Annotated in this window: 27 protein-coding genes, 1 tRNA gene and 2 pseudogenes; 19 read left to right on the top strand and 11 right to left on the bottom strand. The window is 45.6% G+C overall.

Annotated elements, in window-relative coordinates; all coding sequences use genetic code 11:
• Positions 1-25: 25 nt before the first annotated feature.
• Complete coding sequence (locus NQS30_RS01715) at positions 26-1,156, bottom strand: 2-methylaconitate cis-trans isomerase PrpF family protein (RefSeq protein ID WP_015418286.1); 1,131 nt, start codon at positions 1,154-1,156, stop codon at positions 26-28.
• A 173-nt stretch (positions 1,157-1,329) separates the two neighbouring features.
• On the opposite strand from NQS30_RS01715, the gene NQS30_RS01720 reads away from it, so the two are divergent.
• Positions 1,330-2,190, top strand: a complete 861-nt coding sequence (locus NQS30_RS01720; protein WP_003151510.1) for a LysR family transcriptional regulator — start codon at positions 1,330-1,332, stop codon at positions 2,188-2,190.
• Positions 2,191-2,233: 43 nt separating this feature from the next.
• On the opposite strand, the gene clpP is transcribed toward NQS30_RS01720, so the two are convergent.
• Positions 2,234-2,830 carry an ATP-dependent Clp endopeptidase proteolytic subunit ClpP gene (gene clpP, locus NQS30_RS01725; protein ID WP_003151513.1) on the bottom strand — a complete coding sequence of 199 codons (597 nt, stop codon included), beginning with the start codon at positions 2,828-2,830 and terminating at the stop codon, positions 2,234-2,236.
• Positions 2,831-3,076: 246 nt separating this feature from the next.
• Entirely contained in the window at positions 3,077-4,051 is a 975-nt protein-coding gene (locus NQS30_RS01730) for a LacI family DNA-binding transcriptional regulator (RefSeq protein WP_012118527.1), read from the bottom strand.
• 390 nt (positions 4,052-4,441) lie between these two features.
• Between NQS30_RS01730 and NQS30_RS01735 the strand changes: the two genes are divergently transcribed.
• The 3 genes from NQS30_RS01735 to NQS30_RS01745 all read left to right on the top strand — a co-directional run bounded on the left by NQS30_RS01735 (position 4,442) and on the right by NQS30_RS01745 (position 7,449).
• Entirely contained in the window at positions 4,442-5,674 is a 1,233-nt protein-coding gene (locus NQS30_RS01735) for an MFS transporter (RefSeq protein ID WP_025285330.1), read from the top strand.
• Between the two features lie 14 nt (positions 5,675-5,688).
• Positions 5,689-7,158: a glycoside hydrolase family 32 protein gene (locus tag NQS30_RS01740; RefSeq protein ID WP_059367743.1), complete on the top strand. Its 1,470-nt coding sequence runs from the start codon at positions 5,689-5,691 to the stop codon at positions 7,156-7,158.
• Between the two features lie 215 nt (positions 7,159-7,373).
• Positions 7,374-7,449, top strand: a tRNA-Arg gene (locus NQS30_RS01745).
• 59 nt (positions 7,450-7,508) lie between these two features.
• Here the strand turns inward: NQS30_RS01745 and NQS30_RS01750 are convergent.
• Both NQS30_RS01750 and NQS30_RS01755 read right to left on the bottom strand, forming a co-directional pair.
• The gene (locus NQS30_RS01750; protein ID WP_012118524.1) at positions 7,509-7,820 is read right to left on the bottom strand and encodes a hypothetical protein; all 312 of its coding nucleotides are present in this window, start codon (positions 7,818-7,820) and stop codon (positions 7,509-7,511) included.
• Between the two features lie 16 nt (positions 7,821-7,836).
• On the bottom strand, positions 7,837-9,264 hold the full coding sequence (locus tag NQS30_RS01755) for a lipase (protein WP_163113483.1): 1,428 nt from the start codon (positions 9,262-9,264) through the stop codon (positions 7,837-7,839).
• 51 nt (positions 9,265-9,315) lie between these two features.
• On the opposite strand from NQS30_RS01755, the gene NQS30_RS01760 reads away from it, so the two are divergent.
• Positions 9,316-9,630, top strand: a complete 315-nt coding sequence (locus NQS30_RS01760; protein ID WP_012118522.1) for a DUF1433 domain-containing protein — start codon at positions 9,316-9,318, stop codon at positions 9,628-9,630.
• Positions 9,631-9,811: 181 nt separating this feature from the next.
• On the opposite strand, the pseudogene NQS30_RS01765 reads toward NQS30_RS01760, so the two are convergent.
• Positions 9,812-9,922, bottom strand: a pseudogene (locus NQS30_RS01765) (sporulation transcription factor Spo0A); the annotation flags it as partial.
• A gap of 97 nt (positions 9,923-10,019) precedes the next feature.
• Positions 10,020-10,424 (bottom strand): annotated as a pseudogene (locus NQS30_RS01770) (lipase); the annotation flags it as partial.
• 53 nt (positions 10,425-10,477) lie between these two features.
• Between NQS30_RS01770 and NQS30_RS01775 the strand changes: the two are divergent.
• The 4 genes from NQS30_RS01775 (at position 10,478) to NQS30_RS01790 (ending at position 12,123) form a co-directional block, all read left to right on the top strand.
• Positions 10,478-10,792 (top strand): DUF1433 domain-containing protein, encoded by a 315-nt coding sequence (locus tag NQS30_RS01775; RefSeq protein ID WP_015240645.1) that lies wholly within the window; start codon positions 10,478-10,480, stop codon positions 10,790-10,792.
• 134 nt (positions 10,793-10,926) lie between these two features.
• Positions 10,927-11,211: a DUF1433 domain-containing protein gene (locus tag NQS30_RS01780; protein WP_015240644.1), complete on the top strand. Its 285-nt coding sequence runs from the start codon at positions 10,927-10,929 to the stop codon at positions 11,209-11,211.
• Positions 11,212-11,454: 243 nt separating this feature from the next.
• The gene (locus tag NQS30_RS01785) at positions 11,455-11,613 is read left to right on the top strand and encodes a DUF3237 family protein (RefSeq protein WP_007407401.1); all 159 of its coding nucleotides are present in this window, start codon (positions 11,455-11,457) and stop codon (positions 11,611-11,613) included.
• Between the two features lie 21 nt (positions 11,614-11,634).
• The gene (locus NQS30_RS01790) at positions 11,635-12,123 is read left to right on the top strand and encodes a phenolic acid decarboxylase (RefSeq protein WP_007407400.1); all 489 of its coding nucleotides are present in this window, start codon (positions 11,635-11,637) and stop codon (positions 12,121-12,123) included.
• A gap of 41 nt (positions 12,124-12,164) precedes the next feature.
• Here the strand turns inward: NQS30_RS01790 and paiA are convergent, their stop codons facing one another.
• A complete protein-coding gene (gene paiA / locus NQS30_RS01795; protein ID WP_007407399.1) occupies positions 12,165-12,683 on the bottom strand; it encodes a spermidine/spermine N(1)-acetyltransferase in 519 nt (172 codons plus the stop codon).
• 133 nt (positions 12,684-12,816) lie between these two features.
• On the opposite strand from paiA, the gene NQS30_RS01800 reads away from it, so the two are divergent.
• Positions 12,817-13,446 carry a YczE/YyaS/YitT family protein gene (locus tag NQS30_RS01800; protein WP_167340884.1) on the top strand — a complete coding sequence of 210 codons (630 nt, stop codon included), beginning with the start codon at positions 12,817-12,819 and terminating at the stop codon, positions 13,444-13,446.
• 79 nt (positions 13,447-13,525) lie between these two features.
• On the top strand, positions 13,526-14,056 hold the full coding sequence (locus NQS30_RS01805; protein ID WP_167340883.1) for a dihydrofolate reductase family protein: 531 nt from the start codon (positions 13,526-13,528) through the stop codon (positions 14,054-14,056).
• 31 nt (positions 14,057-14,087) lie between these two features.
• On the opposite strand, the gene NQS30_RS01810 is transcribed toward NQS30_RS01805, so the two are convergent.
• The 3 genes from NQS30_RS01810 to slrR all read right to left on the bottom strand — a co-directional run bounded on the left by NQS30_RS01810 (position 14,088) and on the right by slrR (position 16,413).
• Positions 14,088-14,288, bottom strand: coding sequence for a hypothetical protein (locus NQS30_RS01810; protein WP_014418938.1), 201 nt, complete (start codon positions 14,286-14,288; stop codon positions 14,088-14,090).
• A gap of 140 nt (positions 14,289-14,428) precedes the next feature.
• Positions 14,429-15,877: a carboxylesterase/lipase family protein gene (locus NQS30_RS01815; protein WP_218791389.1), complete on the bottom strand. Its 1,449-nt coding sequence runs from the start codon at positions 15,875-15,877 to the stop codon at positions 14,429-14,431.
• Between the two features lie 80 nt (positions 15,878-15,957).
• Entirely contained in the window at positions 15,958-16,413 is a 456-nt protein-coding gene (gene slrR / locus NQS30_RS01820; protein ID WP_007407395.1) for an HTH-type transcriptional regulator SlrR, read from the bottom strand.
• Between the two features lie 244 nt (positions 16,414-16,657).
• Between slrR and NQS30_RS01825 the strand changes: the two genes are divergently transcribed.
• The 8 genes from NQS30_RS01825 (at position 16,658) to NQS30_RS01860 (ending at position 25,375) form a co-directional block, all read left to right on the top strand.
• Complete coding sequence (locus NQS30_RS01825) at positions 16,658-17,365, top strand: YveK family protein (protein ID WP_007613932.1); 708 nt, start codon at positions 16,658-16,660, stop codon at positions 17,363-17,365.
• A 5-nt stretch (positions 17,366-17,370) separates the two neighbouring features.
• The gene (locus NQS30_RS01830; protein WP_007407393.1) at positions 17,371-18,051 is read left to right on the top strand and encodes a protein tyrosine kinase EpsB; all 681 of its coding nucleotides are present in this window, start codon (positions 17,371-17,373) and stop codon (positions 18,049-18,051) included.
• A gap of 220 nt (positions 18,052-18,271) precedes the next feature.
• Positions 18,272-20,089, top strand: coding sequence for a polysaccharide biosynthesis protein (locus NQS30_RS01835; protein ID WP_170919548.1), 1,818 nt, complete (start codon positions 18,272-18,274; stop codon positions 20,087-20,089).
• A 15-nt stretch (positions 20,090-20,104) separates the two neighbouring features.
• The gene (locus tag NQS30_RS01840; RefSeq protein WP_053574050.1) at positions 20,105-21,244 is read left to right on the top strand and encodes a glycosyltransferase family 4 protein; all 1,140 of its coding nucleotides are present in this window, start codon (positions 20,105-20,107) and stop codon (positions 21,242-21,244) included.
• Positions 21,241-22,083, top strand: a complete 843-nt coding sequence (epsE, locus tag NQS30_RS01845; protein WP_012118512.1) for a glycosyltransferase EpsE — start codon at positions 21,241-21,243, stop codon at positions 22,081-22,083. Before NQS30_RS01840 ends, epsE begins: the two co-directional genes overlap by 4 nt.
• Positions 22,076-23,212, top strand: coding sequence for a glycosyltransferase family 1 protein (locus NQS30_RS01850; protein ID WP_060562535.1), 1,137 nt, complete (start codon positions 22,076-22,078; stop codon positions 23,210-23,212). Before epsE ends, NQS30_RS01850 begins: the two co-directional genes overlap by 8 nt.
• 3 nt (positions 23,213-23,215) lie before the next feature.
• The gene (locus NQS30_RS01855; protein ID WP_124692716.1) at positions 23,216-24,319 is read left to right on the top strand and encodes a biofilm exopolysaccharide biosynthesis protein EpsG; all 1,104 of its coding nucleotides are present in this window, start codon (positions 23,216-23,218) and stop codon (positions 24,317-24,319) included.
• Between the two features lie 18 nt (positions 24,320-24,337).
• Positions 24,338-25,375: a glycosyltransferase family 2 protein gene (locus tag NQS30_RS01860; RefSeq protein WP_025285316.1), complete on the top strand. Its 1,038-nt coding sequence runs from the start codon at positions 24,338-24,340 to the stop codon at positions 25,373-25,375.
• Position 25,376 lies beyond the last annotated feature (1 nt).

Consider the following 25,376-nt stretch of genomic DNA (forward strand, 5'->3'; position numbering starts at 1 on the left):
TCTTTGACTTGTCTGAAGACTGGTATTAACCAATGTGATTCAGCGTATTCAGGTTGTAACTTTGCTTTGTAAACACATAGCCTTCAGAGATTTTTCTTGCTGTGCGTACTACTTTAATCGTTGTTCCATCCGGATCAGCATCTGCCTCGGTTTCTAAAATGCCGCTTGGATGTCCCAATCGAATCGTTCTGCCATAGAATGAAAATTCAGATAATATTGTATCCTGCAATAGCATGCCGGCAGTCGTACAAACCGCCCCTGTAATGGCTAAAGCTTGATGCGGTTTTTGCATGGACATCATACGAATGACAAGATCCATCTCTTCTGCGTGTCTCTTTATCCCTTTTGTATCGATATAATCCGCTGGAGATGAGATTAATGTTAGTTTTGGTACGGCCGGTGATTTTGCAGCAGCCTCATGTCTCGGAGCGAATCTGCATTTCTCGGCTGCAATCGATCGGATCATTTCGAGCTTTTCCAATATATCCGGAGTATATTCATCCGGAAGTTCTAAGCCGGTAAGCCCCGTGTCCTCTGCTTTTACAAAGACAAGCGGATTAGCGTAATCAATAATCGAGACCGAGATATTTCCATACGGTGTATCGAGAACATCAATAGGCTGACCAGTGGGAAACAGCTTACCGGTCACCGCTCCTTCAGCCTGGTGAAATGAAAGATAAATAGGAGAAGCTGTACCTGGAACCCCGGGGATAGAGCAGTCCCCCTGGTAATGAAATGTTCCATTTCTGACTTCAACTTCTGCTACGATCACTTTTTGAGTGTTTGTATTTAACATTCTGACTTTTGTAACCGGCTCTTCAGCTTGAACGAGCCCTTTCTCAATAGCATAAGGGCCTACGGCAGAAGAGATATTTCCGCAATTGCCTTTGAAGTCGGTAAAATGGTCAGTCAAACTGACCTGAGCAAACGTATACTCAACATCTGCATCCTTTCTGGCGGATTTCTTAATAATGGCTGCCTTGCTTGTGAGAGAATGGCCGCCGCCGAGACCGTCAATTTGTCTCTCGTCAGGGCTCCCCATAATGTCTAAAAGAAAATCGCTCCATAGGTTTGTATCGTCTGGCATGTCTTTTTGATGAATAAAAACGCCTTTGCTGGTGCCGCCTCTCATGACGGTTACAGGAACTTTTTCCATGCTGTCTCATCCTTACATCATTTTGTGTGGATAAAAAGGTACCGGTCCCTTTGGAAAATATCGTATGATAAATAAGGATTATAAGTAAAACATATAATTTTTATAAAGTTGAATAAAAAACTTTTATAATAGGAGGAAATTTTATAGCAGAAAAATATTTTGGGGGATTTCATATGGATGAAAAGGATTGGATTGTGCTCATTACATTATTCGAAGAAAAAAATATGACGAAGGCGGCAGAGCGATTATATATGACACAGCCGGCGTTAAGTTATCGGCTCAAAAACCTGGAAGCACAATTTGGAGTGCGCCTTTTTTATAAAAGAAAAAAAGGGATGGAGTTCACTTCAGAAGGTGAACATCTGGTTGATTATTCGAAAGAGATGCTGCAGGAATTCAGAAGAGTGAAGGATGATATGCTCAATATGAGCCATGAAGTCAGCGGGGTTCTCAGATTAGGAGTCTCAAGCAATTTTGCTCAGTATAAGCTCCCGGCGATTCTAAAACGGTTTTCTGATCAGTATCCGTCTGTTCAATTCCACGTCAATACGGGATGGAGTGCGAAGGTGATGGATTTGCTTCATCATTCGGGGGTACACCTTGGGATTATGAGGGGAAATTATGATTGGCAAGGGGAAAAACAACTGCTAAATGAAGAGCGGCTGTACCTTATTTCAAAAACTGAAATCAACAGTGAGGACCTTCCCAAATTGCCGATGATTTATTATCAAACTGATGCTTCTTTGAAAAGTTTGATTCAAAAATGGTGGAATAACCAATTTACTGAACCGCCTTTCATTGCGATGGAGGTAGACAGGCAGGAAACCTGTAAAGAGATGGTGAAAAACGGTCTCGGTTATTCTGTTGTGCCGGAAATCTGTCTTCAGCCTTCTGATGAATTATACACATTGGCGCTATCCTATAAAAATAACGAGCCTGTGATACGCGATACTTGGCTTATGTATGATTCTTCAGCGTTAGAATTATCTGTCGTCAAAGCATTCATTACTTTTTTGAATGGGAATAAAGCATAAAAAAACCTGCAAGAGACATCAGCTCTTGCAGGTTTTTTTGGCATTACTTCTGGTCTTCTGTATTGCGTGTCAGCACTTTATCGATTAAGCCGTATTCTAAGGCTTCATCAGCTGATTTGAAGTTGTCGCGGTCTGTATCGCGCTCAATGACTTCAAGCGGCTGGCCGGTACGTTCAGCAAGCACTTTGTTTAATTTGTCGCGAAGCAAGAGAATGCGTTTTGCCGCGATTTCAATTTCTGTCGCCTGTCCTTGCGCTCCGCCAAGCGGCTGGTGAATCATAACTTCACTGTTAGGAAGCGCGTAACGTTTGCCTTTTTCTCCGGCTGCAAGTAAAAATGCTCCCATAGAAGCGGCCATACCGATGCAGATCGTGGATACTTTCGGTTTAATGAACTGCATTGTATCATAGATTGCCATACCGGCAGTGATTGATCCGCCAGGGCTGTTAATGTAAATGGAAATATCTTTTTCAGGGTCTTCCGCTTCAAGGAATAAAAGCTGTGACACGATGGAGTTCGCAACGTTGTCATCAATCGCAGATCCAAGCATGATAATACGGTCCTTCAAAAGACGGGAGTAAATGTCATAAGCTCTTTCTCCGCGGTTCGTTTGTTCAATGACTGTAGGTATTAAATTCATAATGCTCCTCCTTCACCTTTTAGGTAAGTATGTATTTACATGATACATTTTTGGTCAATAAAGGTCAAACAAAACGCTGACCAAAATGCCAACCTTTTCTTCTAACACCATTTTTCCCATAAAACAAAAAGTTCAAACAGCAAAGTGGAAATGAGGATGATCAATGCCGGCGCTTGAGAAAATGATATGGCGGGAGCGCTCAAAATAGACCGCAATCGCGTCGCTACGTACGGCTGAAGGGTCTGACTACGTTGTCCGCCCTTCCAAAAGCCGTACCGGCAAATACGTTTCCAGCGGCAAATCATCAAATTCGCCTTCAATTTCTTTTGCTAAAATCTCGATGGCTGTTTTGGAAATCAATTCAATCGGCTGCTGGATGGTTGCCAAGTCCGGCAGAACCGATTGAACGGTTTCAGTGCCGTCATAACCGATCACTTTTAATTGATTCGGGATGTCTATTCCCCGTTTTTTGGCCTCGGTCATCACTGCAGCCGCCATGATATCATCGCTGGCAAAAATTCCGTCGGTGTCAGGCTGTTCATCGAATAATGTTGAAATAATGTCATGGTAATGCTGATAAAAGGGTACTTCATATGTAATAGGCTTCCGTCCGTGTTCATGCATGACGTCTTCGTATGCTTTTCTTCTGAGGTTTGCCGGTGTTTCGAGTTCAATCGGGCCGTTGATATGGACGATGTGCCGGCACCCTTTTTCAATCAGCAGTTCTGCCGCCTTTTTTCCGCCGTCATAGTTGTCTGAGCCGACGACGGGAATCGTGTCCGATAAGTAATGATCAATGGCGACAATCGGCAGATTTTGCTTGTGATAATTGAGAATTCCCCGGTTGTAAGTCACGGCGATCACGCCGTCCACTTGGTTTCTTATGAGCATCTCCAAATATTTTTCTTCCTTATCCTTTCGATGTAAACTGTTGCAAAGCAGCAGTTTGTAGCCCATGGACGTACAAATGCTTTCAATATGAAAGGCGAGTTCGCCGAAAAACGGATTGCTGGAGTTTGGGATGATAAGCCCTATTAAATTGGTTCGTTTTCGGAATAAAGAGCGGGCCAGATCGTTTGGAAAGTAATTGATTTCTTCCATCGCCTTGTACACTTTTTCTTTTGTTTTTTCGCTGATATAGCCGCGGTTATTTAATACCCGCGAAACGGTTGTAGATGAAACTCCCGCTATTTTCGCAACATCATGAATGTTAGGCTTCATTCCCGTGCCCTCCTGCTTACTGAAATGGCTTACAATTTCCGTCACGCACTTATTTTAGAGAATCAGGCTGACATGTGCAAGGACATTCCGTGTTTCTGTTTTCATATAAAGAGGGTGCGTTTTGTTTGATTAAAATAATCAGAAAATAATATGTCAACCGATTGACATATGGAACCGGTTAACATACAATTCTTTTTGAAAGCGCTTTATTCGCAGAGTGAAGGGAAGTGACGGGTATGGAGAGATGGCTGGCGGCAATAAAGTGAAAGAATCGAGCAACGGTGTAAAGTAAGCGCTTACTCAGAGCTCGCATGTATGTGATGAAAATGAAGAAGGAAGTATGCGGCTCTAAAACGGCTATTAAAAGGTCCTATTAAAGGAGCGGTGCAAATGAAAAGCTCAAAAAGTCTGTATTGGAAACTGAGTGCTTATTTCTTCTTTTTCTTTTTTACTTGGTCTTCCAGCTATTCTTTATTTGCGATTTGGTTAGGGCAGGAAATCAATTTAAACGGATCAGCGACAGGCATTATCTTTTCTGTAAACGCCGTATTTGCTCTGTGCATGCAGCCTCTTTACGGTTTTATCTCTGACAAATTGGGGCTGAAGAAAAAGATATTGTTTATGATCAGCTGTCTTCTCATATTCACGGGTCCGTTTTATATCTTCGTCTATGGGCCGCTTTTACAATACAACGTCTTTCTTGGCGCCGTTGTCGGAGGCTTATATTTGGGAGCCGCTTTTTTGGCGGGGATAGGCGCGATTGAAACGTACATTGAAAAGGTCAGCCGAAAATATGATTTCGAGTATGGAAAATCAAGAATGTGGGGCTCGCTGGGCTGGGCGGCAGCTGCATTTTTTGCAGGGCAGCTTTTCAATATCAATCCCAATATCAACTTCTGGATCGCGTCTGTTTCAGCCGTCATATTAACGGCCATTATCATGTCTGTGAAAATAGAAATGACCGATCATGAGAAAAACAGAGCGGATTCGGTCCGGTTAAAAGATGTGGGGCGGCTGTTTTTACTAAGAGATTTCTGGTTTTTTATGATGTACATTATCGGGGTGACTTGCATTTACGGCGTATATGATCAGCAGTTCCCGATCTACTATGCGTCTTTGTTTCCTTCAGTGTCGATGGGTAACCAAGTATTCGGCTATCTTAATTCATTCCAGGTGTTTTTGGAGGCCGGCATGATGTTTCTTGCGCCTTTTATCGTCAATAAGTTCGGGGCGAAAAACAGTTTGATTTTAGCGGGGTTTTTAATGGCTTTCCGCATCGTCGGGTCCGGAATTGCAGTTGAGCCTGTAGGCATTTCATCAATGAAACTCATCCACGCACTGGAATTGCCGATTATGCTGATCGCCGTATTTAAATATTTGGCTGCCAATTTTGATACGCGTCTGTCGTCCGTCCTTTATCTCGTCGGTTTTCAATTCGCATCTCAAGCAGGCGCGTCGATTCTGTCGCCGCTTGCGGGAGGATTATATGACAGTGCGGGGTTCCGTCAAACCTATCTCATCATGGGAATCGTCGTCTTTGGTTTTACCGTCATCTCCATATTTACTTTATTGGGCCCGAAACAAAACAGCAGGCGTGTCCAGCGTCTGCAAAAAATCGGATAGAGAGGATGTTACAAATGGATAGAATTCAGCAGGCGGAAGAAGCTTTGAAGGAAGCCGAGGGTAAAGTGAAACAAAGGTATCGATTGGGGTACCATATTATGCCCCGGGCGAATTGGATCAATGATCCGAACGGGCTTATTCAGTTTAAAGGAGAATACCACGTCTTTTTTCAGCATCATCCGTATGATGAGCATTGGGGGCCGATGCATTGGGGACATGTAAAAAGTAAAGATCTCATTCATTGGGAGCACCTGCCGGTTGCCTTAGCTCCGGGCGATGCATTCGACCAAAGCGGCTGTTTTTCGGGAAGCGCGGTCGATGATCATGGAAGATTAGCCCTCATCTATACAGGACATAATATAATTGATCAAGAGAAAGACCTATTCTATCAAACTCAAAATATCGCTGTCAGCCAAGATGGAATCGTGTTTGAAAAGCTTCAGGAAAACCCTGTTATTGCGGAACCGCCGGAAGACAGCGCCCGTCATTTCCGTGATCCGAAAGTTTGGAAGCATCGCGATGTTTGGTATATGGTCATCGGCAACTCTTCAAAAGAAAACGTCGGACGGGTCGTTTTATACCGTTCACCTGATTTGCGTGATTGGGAATACGCGGGGGTTCTCGCCCAAAGTGACGGTAATCTCGGCTATATGTGGGAATGTCCTGATTTCTTTGAATTAGGCGGCAAGCATGTCCTGCTGATTTCGCCCCAGGGGATCGAGGCGGACGGTGATTCATATCAAAATTTACATCAAACCGGTTATTTAATCGGTGACTATCATGATGAAACAAACAAATTTACACACGGCGCTTTTAAAGAACTGGATCACGGCCATGACTTTTACGCCGTGCAAACATTATTAGATGATAAAGGACGCAGAATTGCTATCGGCTGGATGGATATGTGGGAATCTGAGATGCCGACAAAAGCGGACGGATGGTGCGGTGCACTGACTTTGCCGCGAGAACTGACTTTGCGTGATGATCATAAACTTTTGATGAATCCCGTGGAAGAAACCAAGCAGCTGCGGAAAATGGAATATCGGGAATGTGCCGGACGATCGGTTTCAGGGAGTTACTTGGCAAAGACGTCGGAAGACCTGCTTGAAGTCCGAGTCGTGTTTGATATAAACGATTCTGATGCCGAAACGGCAGGTTTTAAGATTCGCGGCCTTGATGAAGAAGAACTTGTGCTGACATACAATCTAACGGATAAAAAGCTGACACTTGATTGCACCAAGATGGGGAAAGCGAAAGACGGTGTGAGAAGGGTGCAGACGGATACAAACGGCAAGCTGGCGCTGCGTATCTTTATTGACAGATCCTCGATTGAAGTATTCGCCAATCATGGAGAAACAACGATGACAAGCCGTATCTATCCGAATGAAGGCAGATTGGGGATTGAGCTGTTTTCTGAGAAAGGCGCCGTAAAAGTTGAGGAATTCACCTATTGGACGTTAAAAGATATTTGGAAAAAAAGCTGAAACGGGTGATTACCGCTTTTTCTGCAGTGATTGAAAATGTACCGAGCCGGGGGCAGTCCGCCTGAAATGAGTTTTTTGTGAAAATCAATGCCGGTAAACGATGCAGGATTATGCTGCATGAGGACGCTGCATAATCCTGTTGTGCATTATCAAAAAAGAGTTGCTTTCTGCGCGTTTCTTTATTATAATATAAAGGTATCTGATTGAAAAAACGTGCGCTCGTAGCTCAGTTGGATAGAGCGGTGGTTTCCGGTACCACGTCTGTCGGGGGTTCGAATCCCTCCGAGCGCGTCTCAGTTAAGACGATAGGAAAAACCTCGCAGATGATAAATCTGCGAGGTTTTTTTATTTTATCTTGTTTTGAAACTGTTAACGAATGTGTCTCTGTTATGTTCGGTTCCGGCAATCAGCCGCGCACTTTCACTGATCCGCTGCGCGAGAGCTTTTTGCGCCTTGCCTTCAAAGCTGTTCAATAGTGCTGAATACACTTCATATAATTCATCTTTCAACGTATCCATTTCGAATGTCGGTTTCAGCGTTCGGCGCACTGTCTCCAGTTTTGTCCCCGCTGCCTGCGTCATCCCTGTTTTCAGCATCTGCCGCTGCAGCCTTTTCTTCATCGGGTCGTCCTTGTGTTCTAAAAGTTCGTCTAATGTCGGCATTATGTATCCACCTCTATCATCTTAACCAGTTTGCGAGCATCTGGTCTTTTTTCTGAAATTCGTCTGCTATTTTATGTAAGAATCCGCCGATCTCTTCCAGGTCTGTGATCGCCGCCTGCAAAGAATCAATAAACGCCTGCTCAGCCTGAGTGTCGTAAAAAATCGGGCCTTTCTCGTAAGATAGCGCAATATCTTCAATGGTATTGGTCACGTCCTGTGCTTGAAGCTGGTCAAACAAGCCGTGTCCGACTTGACCGTAGAATTCTGTTTTCAGCTCGGCGATTTTTTCATCGTGCTCCTGATAGGCGTTCTGCGCTTCTTTTTTCATCGTCCGCAAATCCTCAGTCATAGCCTGCACCTTTTCAGCCAGCTTCTTTGCGTTTGTCGGCGTTACTTTTATCGCGTCTCCGCTTCCGATCGCACCGGCCGGCAGAAGAGCGCCGAGGTTTTTGTCAAAGACTAATTCATCTCCGTTCGGATTTGCGATAGTTCCGTTTCTGTCGAACACGAAATTTGCTTCGTTTAAGCCGTGTGTATCCGGATTTCTCAGAATGACGGTAGTGAAGAAATAAGCGAGATTCTTGCTGATCTGCTCGTTTAAGTTCCCATCAAGCCGCTGCTTCCGGCTGAACTGTGAGAGCGAGGGGTTTTTCGTGTAAATCGTTGTCCCGTTGTGGCGGTCGTATTCGTTCCAATAACCCGCCCCGACCATGTCGTCCGGATTGATAATTGACCGGATGTAAGGATCGTAAATGCCGCTGTTGATGTCTTTCTGTGTTTCCTCATCGTGCAGTTTCACGACGGAAGGACTGTTAAACGCGACGGCATACACATCATTATTCACCGCGCTGTATTCGGCCTCAGCGCCGCCGAGTGAATGGCCGGTTGTTGAAATAATCGTTGACGTTCCGGCATACTTTTTCTTTACGCTGCGTACCAGCTGATCGGCTTGATCGATTTGCGATGTTTTCGTTATCAGCTTATACTTTCCGGTTGTGAGCATGGCGTCTTGAGAGGGCGTTCCATTGTATTTTCCGAGTGTTTTCGAGGTATCCTCCGCTTCTTTTTTTACAATATAATACACTTCTTTTTTCGGGTTATTTCCGAAAACAATATTGCCGCCGTCCGCTTTTACGCCGTCATTGATCGGGTCTTTTCCGATATCGGTTCCCGCAAAGGCGACGACCACGTTTTCGGGGTTTTTTGATTTTGTCCATTTTCCGTTATTGGACTTGATGCCTTTTGAGAATACAAAGGCATCAAGACCCGTATCAGAATCCTGCTTCACTTTCTCAACGTACCAATATGACGTCTTACTTATTTTATAAGGAGTTTTATATTTTATATGCAGGGCTAACATTTTATAATTGTAAGCTGCTTGACTCAAACGGTAATATTCTTTATCTGTGACATTAGAGACGGTTATTTCTTTTCCTTTTGGCATATATACATCACCTTTCTTATATTGTAAAATAGTTCCGAAAGGATGATACGCATGAGAAAATACATTATTATCCTAATTGTTATAATTATAGCAGTGGGAGGTTTTTTCGTGAAGCGTCAATATGATAAACATAAAAACGAAGAAAAACTTGTGATTGAGGCGCAAGAGCACATGAAGAATTACTTAAAAAAAGACTATAAAAATGTACAGGAAGTTCATTTTTCAAAAGACTACAATATCGATCCGACAGGCGGAGTTGAAGTTTCAGGCTACATAAATAATAATAAAGAAAAAGAATTTTCCGGTATATATGATCCGACGAACAAGGAGATAGGTATTTCAGTGGTCAATGCCGAAGAAAGGTAAAATACCCACCTCAGGGATGAGTGGGTATTTATTTTGTTTAATTATCTTACAAAATTCGTGATATGTTTCTCATACAGTTCAAACCTATTCCTGAGACCAATCGCCTCTACCGTCTCATTTGTCGAGGTATCCCCGATATTAACGGTACAAATATCATGACAACTCAACGATAGGAAAAACGTCAGATCAGCATTTCACTCGCTTTAAGTTCCAATCTTAACTTGTCAGCAACAATCGCGATGAATTCTGAATTGGTTAGCTTTGCTTTTGACATGCTGAAAGTATATTCATATCAAGTTTTCAGTAGTTGTGTTCACTTAATCCATGAGGGGAAGTCAAAGAAGCACTGCAATATTAAGCTATCAAACATTTATGATGAACCAAATCCTATTGTAGGTTCCGACCGTTCGATGTATCCTCCGCATCTTCTTTTACAAAATAATATACTTCTTTTCTCGGATCATTTCCGAAAACAATATTCTCGCCGTCATTGATCGGGTCTTTTCCGATATCGGTTCCCGCAAAGGCGACGACCACGTTTTCGGGGTTTTTGATTTTATCCAGTTACCGTTACTCTTCACTGCTTGTACTAATACAACCGCATCAAGTCCGGTATCGTTGTCCGATTTTATTTGATCGACGTACCAGTAAGTAGGTTTTGAAATGGAAGAATTAATGCGTAAATAATTGTTCTTCTCTAATTTCCTTTTAAGATAGTCATAGTTATAAGCACGTTGACTCATCCTGTAATATGTTTCATCTGTCAGGTTTGAAGTCCTGATTTTCTTGCTCAAGATATAGCACCTTTCTTGTCATGTAAAATAGGGTAAGGAAAGGATGATTTTTTTTGAAAAAATACCTTATTATTGTACTAGTGTTAATTATAACTGTTGGAGGGCTGATTATGAAGCATCAATATGATGTCAAAAAGGAAGAAAATGCTCTTTTCGAAAAAGCCAAAAGTAAAATGACCGAATACTTGCGTAGCGAGTACAAGGGTATAGATAAAATTTCTTATGATGATTATTTTATTGATCCAACCGGCGGAATTACAGTTGAGGGGTATCTAAACGGCGATAAAACTAAGGAATTTGACGGTTTATATGATCCTGCAGGAGACAAAATAAGGAGCTCCTCTGTGGATGCGGAAGAAAAATCTTAAGACGCCTAAATGCACTGGATGTCACTGACCATTTTTTCCAGTCCGCGAGCTTCATCATAACTCATGGGACGGATGTTTCTGTGAAAAAATATATTATTATGTTCATTATCTTAATAGCAGCCGGAGGTTTTATAATGAAGAGTATGCATGATAAAAATGTTCAGGCTGAAGAGATAAAGATTGCTCAAGAACGAATGGAGAAATTTATCAAAGCGAATTATGAAGGCATACATAACGTTACATTTAAAGATAAATACGAAATAGATCCAATGGGCGGGATAGAGGTATTTGGCTATTACAACGATGATACATCGAATAAATTCGATGGTATTTATGATAAGGCCAATGACAAGATCATGGGGCACTCAATAGACGCTGTAAGTAAGAAAGAATGCAGAGATAAAGATTGTGATTATTAATAAAGACGCTCGTCTGGTATGAGTATACACTAAACGAAAAAGACAAGGGGTCGGCATTTGCCGCCCTTGTCTTTTTTCATTGAACATTGGAAAACATAATCAGAAACAGCTCATTATTTGACAGTCCATTTTAACAGCGTTACAATTAAACGTGTAAATAGTTACATGTTTAAATAAACATAATATCTCGGGAGGTGATACGTCCTTGAATGAACCTTCTTTAAAAAAGTCATTTATGAGTCAGTGAACCGCATCATTGATCCCGAGCACGTGTATTTCCGTACTGTGCCTGTGTTTGAAACAAGCAGCGAGGCATATCAGCATCTGCAGGACCGGCTGTTTATCGGGGCTGCGGTCCGATTGCCGGATGACATTCGGTTAGATATTTATGAAGTTCAATAATAATATGGAGAGTGAGTCAACATGGAAAACTTTATCGGAAGCCATATGATTTACACGTATGAAAACGGCTGGGAGTATGAAATCTATATTAAAAATGATCATACGATCGACTATCGGATTCATAGCGGAATGGTAGGCGGCCGCTGGGTGCGCGACCAGGAAGTGAATATCGTCAAGCTGACAGAAGGCGTATACAAAGTGTCATGGACTGAACCGACAGGCACAGATGTTTCCTTAAACTTTATGCCGAATGAAAAACGGATGCACGGAATTATTTTCTTCCCGAAATGGGTGCATGAGCATCCGGAAATCACGGTGTGCTACCAAAATGATTACATTGACGTGATGAAAGAGTCACGTGAGAAATATGAAACGTACCCGAAATATGTCGTTCCCGAGTTTGCGGATATTACGTATCTCAACAATGCGGGAATCAATAACGAAGCACTGATTTCAGAAGCGCCGTACGAAGGAATGACCGATGATATCCGTGCGGGAAAACTAAAATAAGAGAAAAAACCCGGCAGCTTGGCCGGGTTTTTTGTATCCTTTTACGACAGGGTTTTGGTCATGATAAAGTCGACTTGCTTATCATCCCCCATATAAAAAGAGTGTTCTCCGGTTTGGACAAACCCCATTTTTTGATAAAAGGCGATTGCATTTTCGTTTTTTTCCCATACGCCCAGCCAGATTTTCTTTTTATTGTGTGCTGTTGCGATTTTCACAGCTTCATTCAGCAGATATTTGCCGAGTCCGTGTTTCTGGTGGTTTTTTCTTATATAAATTCGCTCAATCTCAAGAGAATCTTCACCCATTTTTTCTGATTGTGCTTCGTTCATGTTGACTTTTACATACCCCGCAAGGTCATCATGATAATAAACAAAATAGAATTGAGAAGACAGATTGGATAATTCCTTTTTCAGCTGTTCAGAGCGGAATGCATTTTCCAAATAAGCTTTCATATTTTCTGGTGAATTTTGATCCTTAAATGTATCATTGAATGTTTCAATGCTTATCTCCCGGAGCTCTGTTATATCGTTAAGGCTGCACTTTTTTAATTGAATACTCATGGTCATACAGCTCCTTTCTTCATTTATCATATCAGCTGATTTTTTGTTGTATTTGCAATGAAAATACCGTATAGTAAACATACCGTAATTTTGTTGTATTTGCAACATAAAATAAGAAAATGAGGACGATAAAGTGAAATATGTTTTTTATGTTTTAGGAATCATGATCTTGACCTTTGGTATTTCTGTCACGATTCAATCAGACCTTGGAACGTCGCCTTTTGATGCGCTTATTGTGGGATTATCCGTCCATGCAGGGCTTACCGTGGGAAGCTGGGAAATCATCATCGCTTTCCTGTTAATTTGCTGTAATTCAATGTTAAAAAGGCAAAGGCCGGAATTTTCAGGGATGATGACGGCGTTTATAACGGGAATCGGGATTGATATGTGGCTTTTTTTTCTGCATCGAGTCATAACGCCTGAACTATGGTACGGAAAAGCGGGCTGTTTTGCAATCGGTTTAGTTGTGATAGGGATAGGAACCGCAACCTATCTGCACACAAATTTCGCACCGATCCCGGTTGATCGGTTAATGTTAATTGTCCGCGAATTAACCGGGAGAAGCATCTTTTTTTCAAGAACGGTCATTTACTTCATATTTTTCATACTGGCCGTGATGCTAAAAGGTCCGGTAGGCATCGGAACGTTATTAACCGTTTGTTTAGGAGGGGTCATTCTCCATTTCTTTATGCCGATTACCGGAAGATGGATAGACGGCATATTAACAGCATCTCCAAAACAGGAAGAAACGAAAACCCGGTAACGGGGGTTTTTACCCGATTCTATCATTTTTCATTTCATCCGCATGTTCAGGGTATAATAAAAAAGGGGGAGGGATTTTTATGAGCGGTCAAAGAAAGCTCGTTTTTTACGGAGCTGTCAGCGCAGATGGCTATCTTGCGCGGGAAAATCACTCTTTAGATTGGTTAATCGGAACTGAAGGTGAAGACGGCACCGATTATGAAGCTTTCTATGAATCTGTCGATACGATCATCATGGGCAGAAAAACATACGAGGACATATTGGTTTTATTGCCTGAGGAATTTCCGTACAAAGGTAAAGAATGCTATGTGTTTTCGCGGACATTGACCGGGGGCACTGAACATGTGCGGTTTATTCATGAAGAGCCTGCCGATTTTATAAAAGCATTGAAACGCCGAGAAGGCAAGCGGATTTGGATTGTCGGCGGGAGTGAGCTGCTGCACCCGGTTTTGGAGGAAAAACTTGTCGATGAGTTTATCATTCAGATCGCCCCCGTTCTGCTCGGCCGCGGAATTTCTTTGTTCAAACCCGGAGACCGGGAGACAGGGCTGAAGCTGACTGATGTCAGGCGCTATAAGCAATTTGCGGAGTTGCATTATGAAGTGAGATAAAATGAAGTGTATGAAAGAAACCCAGTAAAGGTTACCGGGTTTCTTTTTCATGTTTGTTTTTATGTTTTGAAATGGTGTGGGCCGGCCCGCATGAAAACCCTGCAACCATGATAACAACCCCTATCCACCTCACGGCATAGAAATCAGTGTCGCGCAGGAAGATAAATGAAACTAAGGTCATAAGCGCCCCGATTATAACGGCAGCTGTGCCGATAATACTTGATTTCTCCATATAAAAACTCCTTTATGAATGTTTGGTTAACGTATTGGGTTAGAATATAACATATCAGGGTAATGCGGAAATGGATTTTCTGCGATGTCTGAAGTAAGATGAAAACGAAACGCCAAGGGAGCCGGCTCCCTTGGCGTTTTTTATGCTTGAAACAGGATGCGGCGTTTTGCTGAATCGGGATCACTTTCGACAGCGGTATCCGTGTTGAAAAGCAAAGTTTCGCGTGAATCGGTTTCATATTCAGGCCAATTGAAGTGAGAGGTGTTCGGGTTTCCGGTTTTTGCAAAAGCGAGCCATGCGGATTGGATTTGTTTGGAAAGCTGTTCTGCGTCATCACCGAGCGGCTCTTGCAGCGTCTTTCTCAAAGAATCAAAGTTTCCGAACACAAACGGCAATTCCAGAGCGTGAACGGCTTTATGAAACGGCGGTGTTTCGCCATGCCAATCAAAGCGGTACATCCAGACCGGTGCGTGCTGCGACTGTCCTTGTGCGAAAGCGACAGCCGGCCGCCAGAAAATCAGATCCGTCATCATATCGATTTGTCCCGTTAATGAATGCGGATATAAATCTGCCGCTTGTTCGGTGCAGTTCTCTCCGAGATGATAATGCAAATAATCTTGCTGCTTTTTCTCGGAGTGAATGTCTGTATCAGGGGTGAAAAACAAATATGCTTCATCACGATTGGTTCCGATGATCATAGGTATCCCTTCTGCGGCCCCGTCTGCTATGGCTTTCACCGGTTCCGCAGGCAATGTGGCCGGATCGATGGCGGGCTGAAACAAAAGCTGAAAAATGTTTTGATCTAGTGAGCGCCGCACTTTATCCGCAGTCTTAAGCAGGTCATTAACAGAAAGCTCCTGCAATTGATCAGTGCCGGCTTCATGAATAAATGCCGCCGCGATGTCTTTTGCCATGTCCGCCGGGATCGTATGAGAGGCGCCGCTTTCTAAAATGGCTTTATGAAACAGGCCTTTTGCGTCAGGCATTGCCAGAAGCGCAGCGATGCTCATGCCGCCTGCCGATTCACCAAATATCGTGACGTTATCCGGGTCTCCTCCAAATTCGGAGATATTGTCCCTCACCCAGCGCAGCGCGGCGATCTGATCGAGCAGCCCGATATTGGCGGAATACGCGTCATGAATAGAAGACAAATGTAAAAAGCCGAATGGTCCGAGCCTGTAATTGAGTGTCACTACAATGACATCTCCGTCAGCGGCAAGGGCAGATCCGTCGTAAAGCGGTTCGCTTCCGGCACCTAAATAAAATGCCCCGCCGTGTATCCATACCATGACAGGCTTTTTTTCGCCCTCTGAATCGGGGGCGAAAACATTGAGGTAAAGGCAATCTTCAGATTGAGGCGGTACATCTCCGGAAAACGATATAGACAGCATATCATCCGGCTGCGGACAAACCGGTCCGAACGAATCGGCATGTTTTACGCCGTCCCAAGGTGCGGGCGGCTCCGGCGCTTTAAATCTGAGCTCTCCGACGGGCGGCTTCGCGTACGGTATGCCCTTCCATGTGCGGGCACCGCGGCCGGCAGTTCCTTTCAGTGCGCCGGAGCGGGTTTGAACGGTAAGTTTTGTCATGATTTCATCCCCTTTTTTCTTTTCATTATAAACAGAGATGAAGACATGAAGCGAATAAAAGCCTTTTCATCAGCATATCATCAGTAACGCTTCCGTTCTAAAAATGATCTGACTTCCTGAACGGACAAGCCGAGTTCTTTGGCTTCCTGCATCAGCGCTTTCCATTCCTCAATGTTGGATTCAGTCAGTTTTCTGTTGCGGTAGGGTGCGGGCTCCGGGCGTTTTTCAGTCAGTTTGTTCGTAAAGGTGAACAGTTCTTCTTTCGGCATGCCCGACTGCACGGCCTGCACAAGGTGGATGCGCCACTCATCTTCCGTGTCTCCCATGTGGTGCAGCATCGTTTCGGCATCAAAAAGCTCCGTCAGATCGACCTGCAGGGTGGCGGATACTTTTTTCAGAAATTGGATGGACGGATTTGAGTGAACCCCCCGTTCTATCTTGCTTAAATAAGATTTAGAGACACCTGCTTCAACTGCTAGCTGATTAATAGAGTAGCCTTTTCTTCTGCGGTATAAACGAATTATTCTTCCAATCATTGTGCTGAATTCTCCCCTGTATACTGGCATTTTTTTGTTCATTATAAGAAATTTTTCGTTCTTTATAAAATTTAAAATTATAAGGTAAGTGCAGTAAATAAGAGGAAAATCATGATAATGTTCTCTAAAAAGAACCAAATGGCTTAATTTGAAATTTTCAAATTTCGACCTTTTCTTTTATAATCCAATCATTAACAGAAGGGGGCGTTAAAGCCTGATGCAATAAGGATGAGGCTGTAATTACATGAATGAGAATATGAGTTTTAAAGAATTATTTGACATTATTAAACACAGACTTTTACTGATTTTTATCATGACAGCAGTTGTAACGCTGGTGACGGGATACATCCAATTCCGGGTGATTTCGCCCGTTTATCAGTCATCGACCCAAGTGCTCATTCATGAAACAAGCGGTGAAAAAAATTCGAATCTCAGCGACGTTCAGCTGAATCTTCATTACAACAATACGTTTCAAACGATAATGAAAAGCCCGGTTGTGCTTGAGAAAGTGAAGCAGACGCTGCATCTTTCTGAGACGGCATCCGCTTTAAAAGCAAAGATCACGACAAGCAGCGAAACCGATTCAGAGATCATTACCGTAGCGGTGCAGGACGAGAATCCGAAACAGGCCGCCGCTATAGCGAACACGCTGATGAAGACATTTAAAAAAGAAGTCCGTGACAGGATGAATATAAAAGGCGTCATTGTTTTGTCTGAGGCAAAAGCATCGGAAAGCCCGATGGTCAAGCCTTCGCGCATCCGAAATATCATGATGGCGTTCGGTGCGGCTCTCATGGCGGGTGTGACGCTTGCGTTTTTTCTCCACTTTCTTGATGAAACCGTTAAAAGCGAGCGGCAGCTCAGCGAAAAAACAGACTTGCCTGTTTTAGGGGTTGTGTATGACATCAAAAATCAGCAGACACGGTCTGATGAAAAACATTTCGGGGAGTGAGGCGTTTGGGATTCAGAAAAAAGAAATCAAGAAGGGGACTGGCTCAAATATCCGTTTTACATCACAAATCATTGGTGGCTGAACAATACCGCACCATTCGGACAAATATTGAGTTCTCCTCTGTTCAGACCCATTTGCGCTCTATTCTCGTCACTTCTTCCGTTCCGGGAGAAGGAAAATCATTCAGCGCCGCCAACCTTGCCGCGGTATTTGCGCAGCAGGAAAAAAAGGTGCTGCTCGTCGATGCGGATTTACGAAAACCGACGATACACGAGACCTATCAGCTTGAAAATGTACAAGGCCTGACAAATGTGTTAGTCGGAAACGCTTCCCTCGGCGAAACGGTGCAAAAAACGCTGATTGACAACCTCTATGTCTTAACGAGCGGGCCGACGCCGCCGAATCCGGCTGAGCTTTTATCTTCAAAGGCGATGGGAGAGCTGATTCAGGAGATGTACAGCCGGTACAGTCTGGTTATTTTCGATTCACCTCCGCTTTTGGCTGTGGCGGACGGACAGATTTTAGCGAATCAGACAGATGGAAGCGTTCTCGTCGTCTTGAGCGGAAAAACGAAAATGGATACCGTCCAAAAGGCGAGAGACGCGCTCCAGCAGTCAAAGGCAAAGCTTTTGGGGGCGCTGCTGAATAAAAAGAAAATCAAAAAAACGGAGCACTACTCGTATTGAGCGGTGCAGGTGATGTCTCCTTACCTTTATCAACGGAGGCACTCGGCTCTGCTGTGGGCGGCGTTTTTCGCTGCCTTAGATGCTGGTCGTCGGTGGCGGGGTGTGAGGACGGGTTAAATGCCCAATTTATCTTAAGATGATGCATTGTTATCGGCTTAGCTGTTATGTCTGTTTTTACGAAAACCGTATCAGCTAAACCGATAAATGAGGAGGGGAAAGATTGACTTACCGGAGAAGACTTTCAATGATTTTTGCATTGGATACGTATCTCGTTTTACTTTCCGTTGTTATAGGATATCAATTTTTTGAGGATTCTTATCACTTTTATGACTCCGGAGCGTTGCTGCTGACTGCCGTGAGCATGCTGATCAGCCATCATGTATGCGCTTTTATATTTCACCAGTATAAGCAGGTATGGACGTACACGGGAATAGGCGAGCTGCTTGCCTTGATGAAGGGTATCACGCTGTCAGCAGCCGTAACAGCGGCCGTCCAATACGGGGTGTTCCACACGATTTTGTTCCGGCTGTTGGCCGTCAGCTGGATGGTTCAGCTATTGTTCATCGGAGGAAGCCGGATGATTTCACGGGTGCTGAAAGAAACGATCGGCAGGAAGCAAAATGACTCTTCCAGGGCGCTGATCATCGGCGCAGGTTCGGGGGGGACGCTGCTCGTCCGTCAGCTTACCCAGAAAAACGATCTCGGAATCATGCCTGTGGCTTTTATTGATGATGATCAGACGAAGCATAAGCTTGAAATCATGGGCCTGCCCGTCATCGGCGGAAAAGAAAGCATTATGCCGGCGGTGCAGAGGCTGAGAATTCACCATATCATCATCGCCATTCCGTCTCTTTGCACCCATGAGCTTCAGACGTTATACAAAGAATGTGTGCAGACGGGCGCCCATATTAAAATCATGCCGCAATTTGACGAGATCCTGCTCGGAACGCAGGCTGCCGGACACATCAGAGATGTAAAAGCCGAAGATCTGCTCGGCAGAAAGCCGGTCACCCTTGATACGAGCAAAATTTCTGACAGCATCAAGGGAAAAACGATTCTGGTCACGGGCGCCGGCGGCTCAATCGGTTCTGAAATCTGCCGCCAGATCAGCGCGTTTCTTCCGCGGGAAATCGTCCTTCTCGGCCACGGGGAGAACAGCATTCATTCCGTACATACCGAGCTGTCCGCACGCTTCGGCAAAGAGGTGCTCTTTCACGCGGAGATCGCCGATATTCAGGACAGAGATAAAATCTTTACCTTGATGAAAAAATACGAGCCGCACGTCGTCTATCATGCGGCTGCCCACAAACATGTGCCGTTAATGGAACATAATCCGGAAGAAGCCGTTAAAAACAACATTATCGGCACGAAAAATGTCGCCGAAGCCGCCGATATGTGCGGAACGGAAACATTCGTGCTGATTTCTTCTGACAAAGCGGTCAATCCGGCCAATGTCATGGGCGCGACGAAACGGTTTGCGGAAATGGTCATCATGAACCTCGGAAAGGTCAGCCGCACCAAATTCGCCGCCGTCCGTTTCGGAAATGTGCTCGGAAGCCGCGGCAGCGTCATTCCAATTTTCAAAAAGCAGATTGAAAAAGGCGGACCCGTCACCGTCACGCATCCGGCGATGACAAGATATTTTATGACGATCCCCGAAGCGTCAAGACTCGTCATTCAGGCGGGGGCGCTTGCAAAAGGGCGGCAGATTTTCGTTCTGGATATGGGAGAACCCGTCAAAATCGTCGATCTGGCCAAAAACCTGATTCATTTATCAGGCTATACGACAGAACAGATTCCCATCGAATTCTCCGGCATCCGCCCGGGAGAAAAGATGTATGAAGAATTGCTGAATCATAATGAAGTACATACGGAGCAGATTTTTCCGAAAATCCATATCGGGAAAGCGGTGGACGGGAATTGGGCCGTGCTCATCCGTTTTATGGAGGAATTCAGCCGTCTGCCTGAAGAAGAGCTGAGAAAACGGCTGTTTGAGGCGATCGAATCAGTACATGAAGAAGCGGCCGCAGGCGTGTGATGGGAGGACAGAAAGATGACGAAAAAAGTATTATTCTGCGCCACTGTCGATTATCATTTTAAAGCCTTTCATCTTCCGTATTTTCAATGGTTTCAGGATATGGGGTGGGAAGTGCACGTCGCGGCAGGCGGCAATATGAATCTTCCGTTCGTTGATGAAAAGTTTTCCATTCCAATTCGCCGCTCGCCGTTTCATCCCGAAAATCTTTCTGTTTACAGGCGGCTGAAACGGCTCATTCAGGACAACGGCTACGACATGATTCACTGCCATACGCCGGTCGGCGGCGTGCTCGCACGCCTTGCGGCGAGACAAGCGCGCCAAAAAGGGACAAAGGTGCTGTACACCGCGCACGGCTTTCACTTCTGCGACGGAGCGCCTCTGAAAAACTGGCTTCTTTATTACCCGATCGAAAAATTTCTTTCTTCTTATACGGATTGTCTGATTACGATTAATGAAGAGGATTACGAACGGGCCAAGCAAATGAAAAAAACAGCTTGCGGCGCGAAAAAAATACACGGCATCGGGGTGAATACAGACAGGTTTCGCCCTGTGAGCCGGGAAGAGAGTGAACGTCTGAGAGAAAAACACGGCTTCGGCGCCGGGGAATTTATTCTCGTATACCCCGCTGAATTAAACGGCAATAAAAACCAGGGACTTCTCATTGAGACTGCGGCACTGCTGAAGAACCGCATCCCGGAGCTGAAACTCGTATTTGCCGGAGAAGGCGCGATGGAAGCGCCGTACAGAAAAAAGGCTGAATCACTCGGTGTATCCGACATGGTGCGGTTTTACGGTTTTTGCCGCGATATTCATGAACTGATTCAGCTTGCTGATCTGTCTGTCGCCTCAAGCATCCGCGAAGGGCTCGGCATGAATCTGCTTGAAGGAATGGCTGCCGAAAAGCCGGCCGTTGCCGCGGACAACAGGGGGCACCGTGAGATCATCGAAGACGGTGTGAACGGTTTTCTCGTGCCGGCCGGGGACAGCGCGGCGTTTGCCGATCGGATTGAAAAGCTGTACCGCTCACCGTGTCTGCGAAAAGCAATGGGGCAAAAAGGGCGCAGCACGGCGGAATGTTTTTCAGAAACACGTACGGTAAAGGAAATGGCGCACATTTACGCCGGTTATATGGATAAAAAGGAGAAAAGCGTATGAATGCAGGAGCACAACCGAAAATTTCCGTCATCATGGGAATTTATAATTGCGAAGAGACTTTAGCGGAGAGTATTGAATCCATCCTGAGCCAATCTTATAAGAATTGGGAACTGATTATGTGTGATGACGCGTCAACTGACGGAACGTATCAGATTGCGCGCCGTTACGCGGATCATTACGGCGACCGGATTACGCTGATTCAAAATAAGACAAATCAACGGCTTGCCGCTTCGCTTAACCGCTGTCTGACATACGCAACGGGGGATTATATCGCCAGGCAGGACGGTGATGACATCTCCAACCCGAGGAGACTGGAAAAACAGGCCGCTTTCTTAAACAAGCACGCCCACTATCAAGTCGTAGGCACGGGGATGCTCGTATTTGACGAATTCGGTGTAAGGGGCGCCCGGCTTTTGCCGCCCGTGCCGAAACCGGGAATTATGGCGAAAGGCACACCATTCTGCCACGGCACCATTATGATGCGGGCTGAAGCGTACAAAGCGCTTGGGGGCTACCGGTCAGTCAGGCGGACGCGGCGGATGGAGGATATCGATTTGTGGCTGCGCTTTTTTGAAGCGGGTTTCCGGGGGTACAATCTCCAAGAAACGCTGTATAAAGTCAGAGAGGACAGTGATGCGTTTAAAAGGAGATCGTTTACGTATTCCATTGATAACGCGGTCCTCGTTTTTCAGGCATGCAGACGGCTGAAGCTGCCGCTTTCCCATTACGCGTATATCGCAAAGCCGCTCATCCGCGCCATTACGCCGCCCGCGGTCATGAACCGTTATCATAAAAACAGGGACATCCGCCAAAAAGAAGGGCTTGCCGAACATGACTGACAAACCGATGCGGGTGCTGCACATCTTCAGCGGGATGAACAGGGGCGGCGCAGAAACGATGATGATGAATTTGTACCGGAAGATGGACAGAACGAAGGTGCAGTTTGATTTTTTAACCCATAGGAACGATCCGTGCGCTTATGATGAGGAAATTCTCGCTCTCGGCGGACGGCTTTTTTATGTGCCGAGCATCGGCAGCACAAACCCGATTACATTTGTGAAACAGGTCAAGCGGGTGATTCAGGAAAAAGGCCCGTTTGCCGCCGTGCACGCCCATACCGATTTTCAGTCGGGATTCATCGCGCTTGCCGCTCGTTTAGCCGGCGTCCCGGTGCGGATCTGCCATTCGCATAGTACGTCGTGGCGGGGGCGGGCGTCGCGGCTTGCCGGGATGCAGCTGTTTGTTTTCAGACGGCTGATCACGGCAAACGCCACGGCACTGTGCGCCTGCGGAGAAGACGCGGGCCGTTTCTTATTCGGGAAAGAAAAAGACGTGCATCTTTTGCCGAACGGCATTGATCTCGACTTATTTGCCGGCGGGTGCGCGGACACAGAAGCTGAAAAAAGGAAGCGGGGCATTGCAGGCGGCCGTTTGGTGATCGGCCATATCGGCCGCTTTACAGAAGAAAAAAACCATGAATTTCTGCTCCGGCTGGCAGCTGATATGAAAGAGCGGGGCATCGGTTTACAGCTGATTCTCGCCGGAGACGGTCCGCTTCGCACCGACATGGAAAATCTGGCGGCGAAGCTGGGGCTTGATGATGATGTGCGTTTTATCGGCATAGAAGACCGCGTTCATGCCCTGCTGAAAACGCTGGATGTATTTGTCATGCCGTCTCTTTATGAAGGGCTGCCCGTCACGCTCGTTGAAGCGCAGGCCTCCGGGGTGCCGTGCGTGATATCAGACGGCATAACGGAAGAAGCCGATGCCGGGCTCGGGCTGGTCAAAAGGCTCAGCCTCAAAGAACCGCCCGGACAATGGGCATCCGCGGTTTTACGGGCAGCAGAGGCGGCAAAGCCTGACGGGGCGCGCATTAAAGAAACCCTCAGACGGCAGGGATATGACGCGGAAGAAAATGCGGGGGCTGTTATGAAGCTTTACAATATGAATTGGAAAAAGGAACAGTAACGAATGATTGTATACGTAGTCAATATGGGAATTGTGTATATTTGGTCATGGTTCGCGAAAATGTGCGGCGGGCGTGATCAATCGCTTTCGACCGGATACCGGCCGAATCAGCTCGTCATGATCGTTCCGCTGCTATCGCTCGTATTGGTCTCCGGCTTGCGCTACAGAGTCGGGACGGATTTTCAGACGTACGCGCTGATGTACAAGCTGGCGGGAAATTACGGAAGCATTTGGGAGATCTTCGGGTTCGGAGCGAAAAAAGCAGCCGTTGATCCGGGGTTTACGGCTCTCATCTGGCTCATGAATTTTATCACGAAAGATCCGCAAATCATGTATTTCACCGTGGCGGTCGTGACGTGCAGCTTTATTTTAAAGGGGCTCGTTGAGTTCGGCCGTCCGTTTGAGCTGAGTGTGTTTTTGTTTTTGGGCACGTATCACTATTACGCTTCCTTTAACGGGATCAGGCAGTATATGGTGGCGGCCGTTTTGTTTTGGGCAGTCCGCTACGTGATCAGCGGAAGCTGGAAGCGTTATATGTCAATCGTGCTGCTGTGTTCGCTTTTTCATTCCTCAGCGCTGATTATGATTCCGGTTTATTTTCTCGTCAGAAAAAAAGCCTGGTCGCCCGCGATTTTCGGACTGTCGGCATTGTTTCTTCTTATGACGTTTCTGTATCAGAAGTTCATTTCGCTGTTTGTCGTCGTGCTGGAAAACAGCTCATACGGCCATTATGAGAAATGGCTGATGACCAATACGAACGGGATGAACGTCGTAAAAATCGCGGTGCTGCTTCTGCCGCTGTTTTTGGCTTTCTGCTATCGGGAGCGGCTGCGGAAGCTCTGGCCTGACAGTGATGTCATCGTGAATTTCTGTCTGCTCGGCCTGCTCTTCGGTCTTTTGGCGACAAAGGATGTTATTTTCGCCCGGTTTAATATATATTTCGGCCTGTACCAAATGATCTTGATCCCTTATTTTGTGAGAATTTTTGATGAAAAATCAAATGCGCTGATTTATATCGCCATTATTGTCTGTTATTTTCTTTACAGTTACTTGCTTATGCCGGTCGATTCGTCTGTGCTTCCGTACAGAACGATTTTTTCCCGGTAATGGACATTGGAGGTTTATATGGAAACACCCGCGGTCAGTTTATTAATTGCTGTGTATAATACGGAAACTTATTTAGAAAGATGCTTAGATTCATTGCTCAATCAGTCGCTCGCCAATATCGAAATCGTGGCCGTTAATGACGGGTCAACGGATCAAAGCCCGGCGATTCTTGAAACCTATCAGAAGCGGGATGAGAGAATCCGGGTCATTCATCAGCAAAACCGTGGGCTCGGCGCGGTCCGCAACAAGGGGATCGCGGCGGCGCGCGGCGAATTTATCGCTTTTATTGATGCGGACGACTGGGTTGAACCTGATTATTGCCTGCGCATGTATGAAAAAGCGAAGGCTGATCAGGCTGATCTCGTGATTTGCGAATATGCGGCCGAGTTTGCGGATACGGGGAAAACCGCCGTTTCAACGATCGCTTCAGCCTACGCGGGGCGCCCGAAACAACTGTACCTGAAAGATTTATTTGAAGGAAGGGTCAGCGGTTTTTCATGGAACAAGCTGTACAAAAGAACCATGATCGAGCATCATCAGCTGCGCTTTCCGCTTCGTGATGAGCTGGAGCACGTGGAGGATCAGTACTTCAGCCTCAGGGCGCATGTTTTCGCAGGTGCGGTCTCGTACGTGGATCAGCCGCTCTATCATTATCGGATTCACTTGACTTCCATTGTGCAAAGCTATCAGAAAAAGCTGTTTGACTCAGGTCTCGTTCTCTATCGGCTGAACGAGGCTTTTTTGCGTGAAAACGGCTGCTTACAGGAATACCGGCAGGAGCTGGATTTTTTCATCGTTCAGCACGGAACAGTCTGCCTGCTGAATGAATGGAAGCGGAATAATGGCGGCCGGTTTTCTGAGAAGTGGAAGAATATCAGCCGGATATGCGCTGATCCCGTGTTTCGCCTGAGCCTTTCCAAAACCGGAACGGCGCCGTTTGACGCCAAACGCTCATGCCTTCTGCTTTTGGCGAAGCTGAAGCTGATTCCGTTCGTGTCGCTGGCATCAGCCGCGTATCAGCGGGCAATCGAGTACAAAATGAAAATCAGAGGGTGAA

Origin of the sequence: Bacillus sp. B1(2022) (genome assembly GCF_040259625.1) — a bacterium.
GTDB lineage: Bacteria > Bacillota > Bacilli > Bacillales > Bacillaceae > Bacillus > Bacillus velezensis.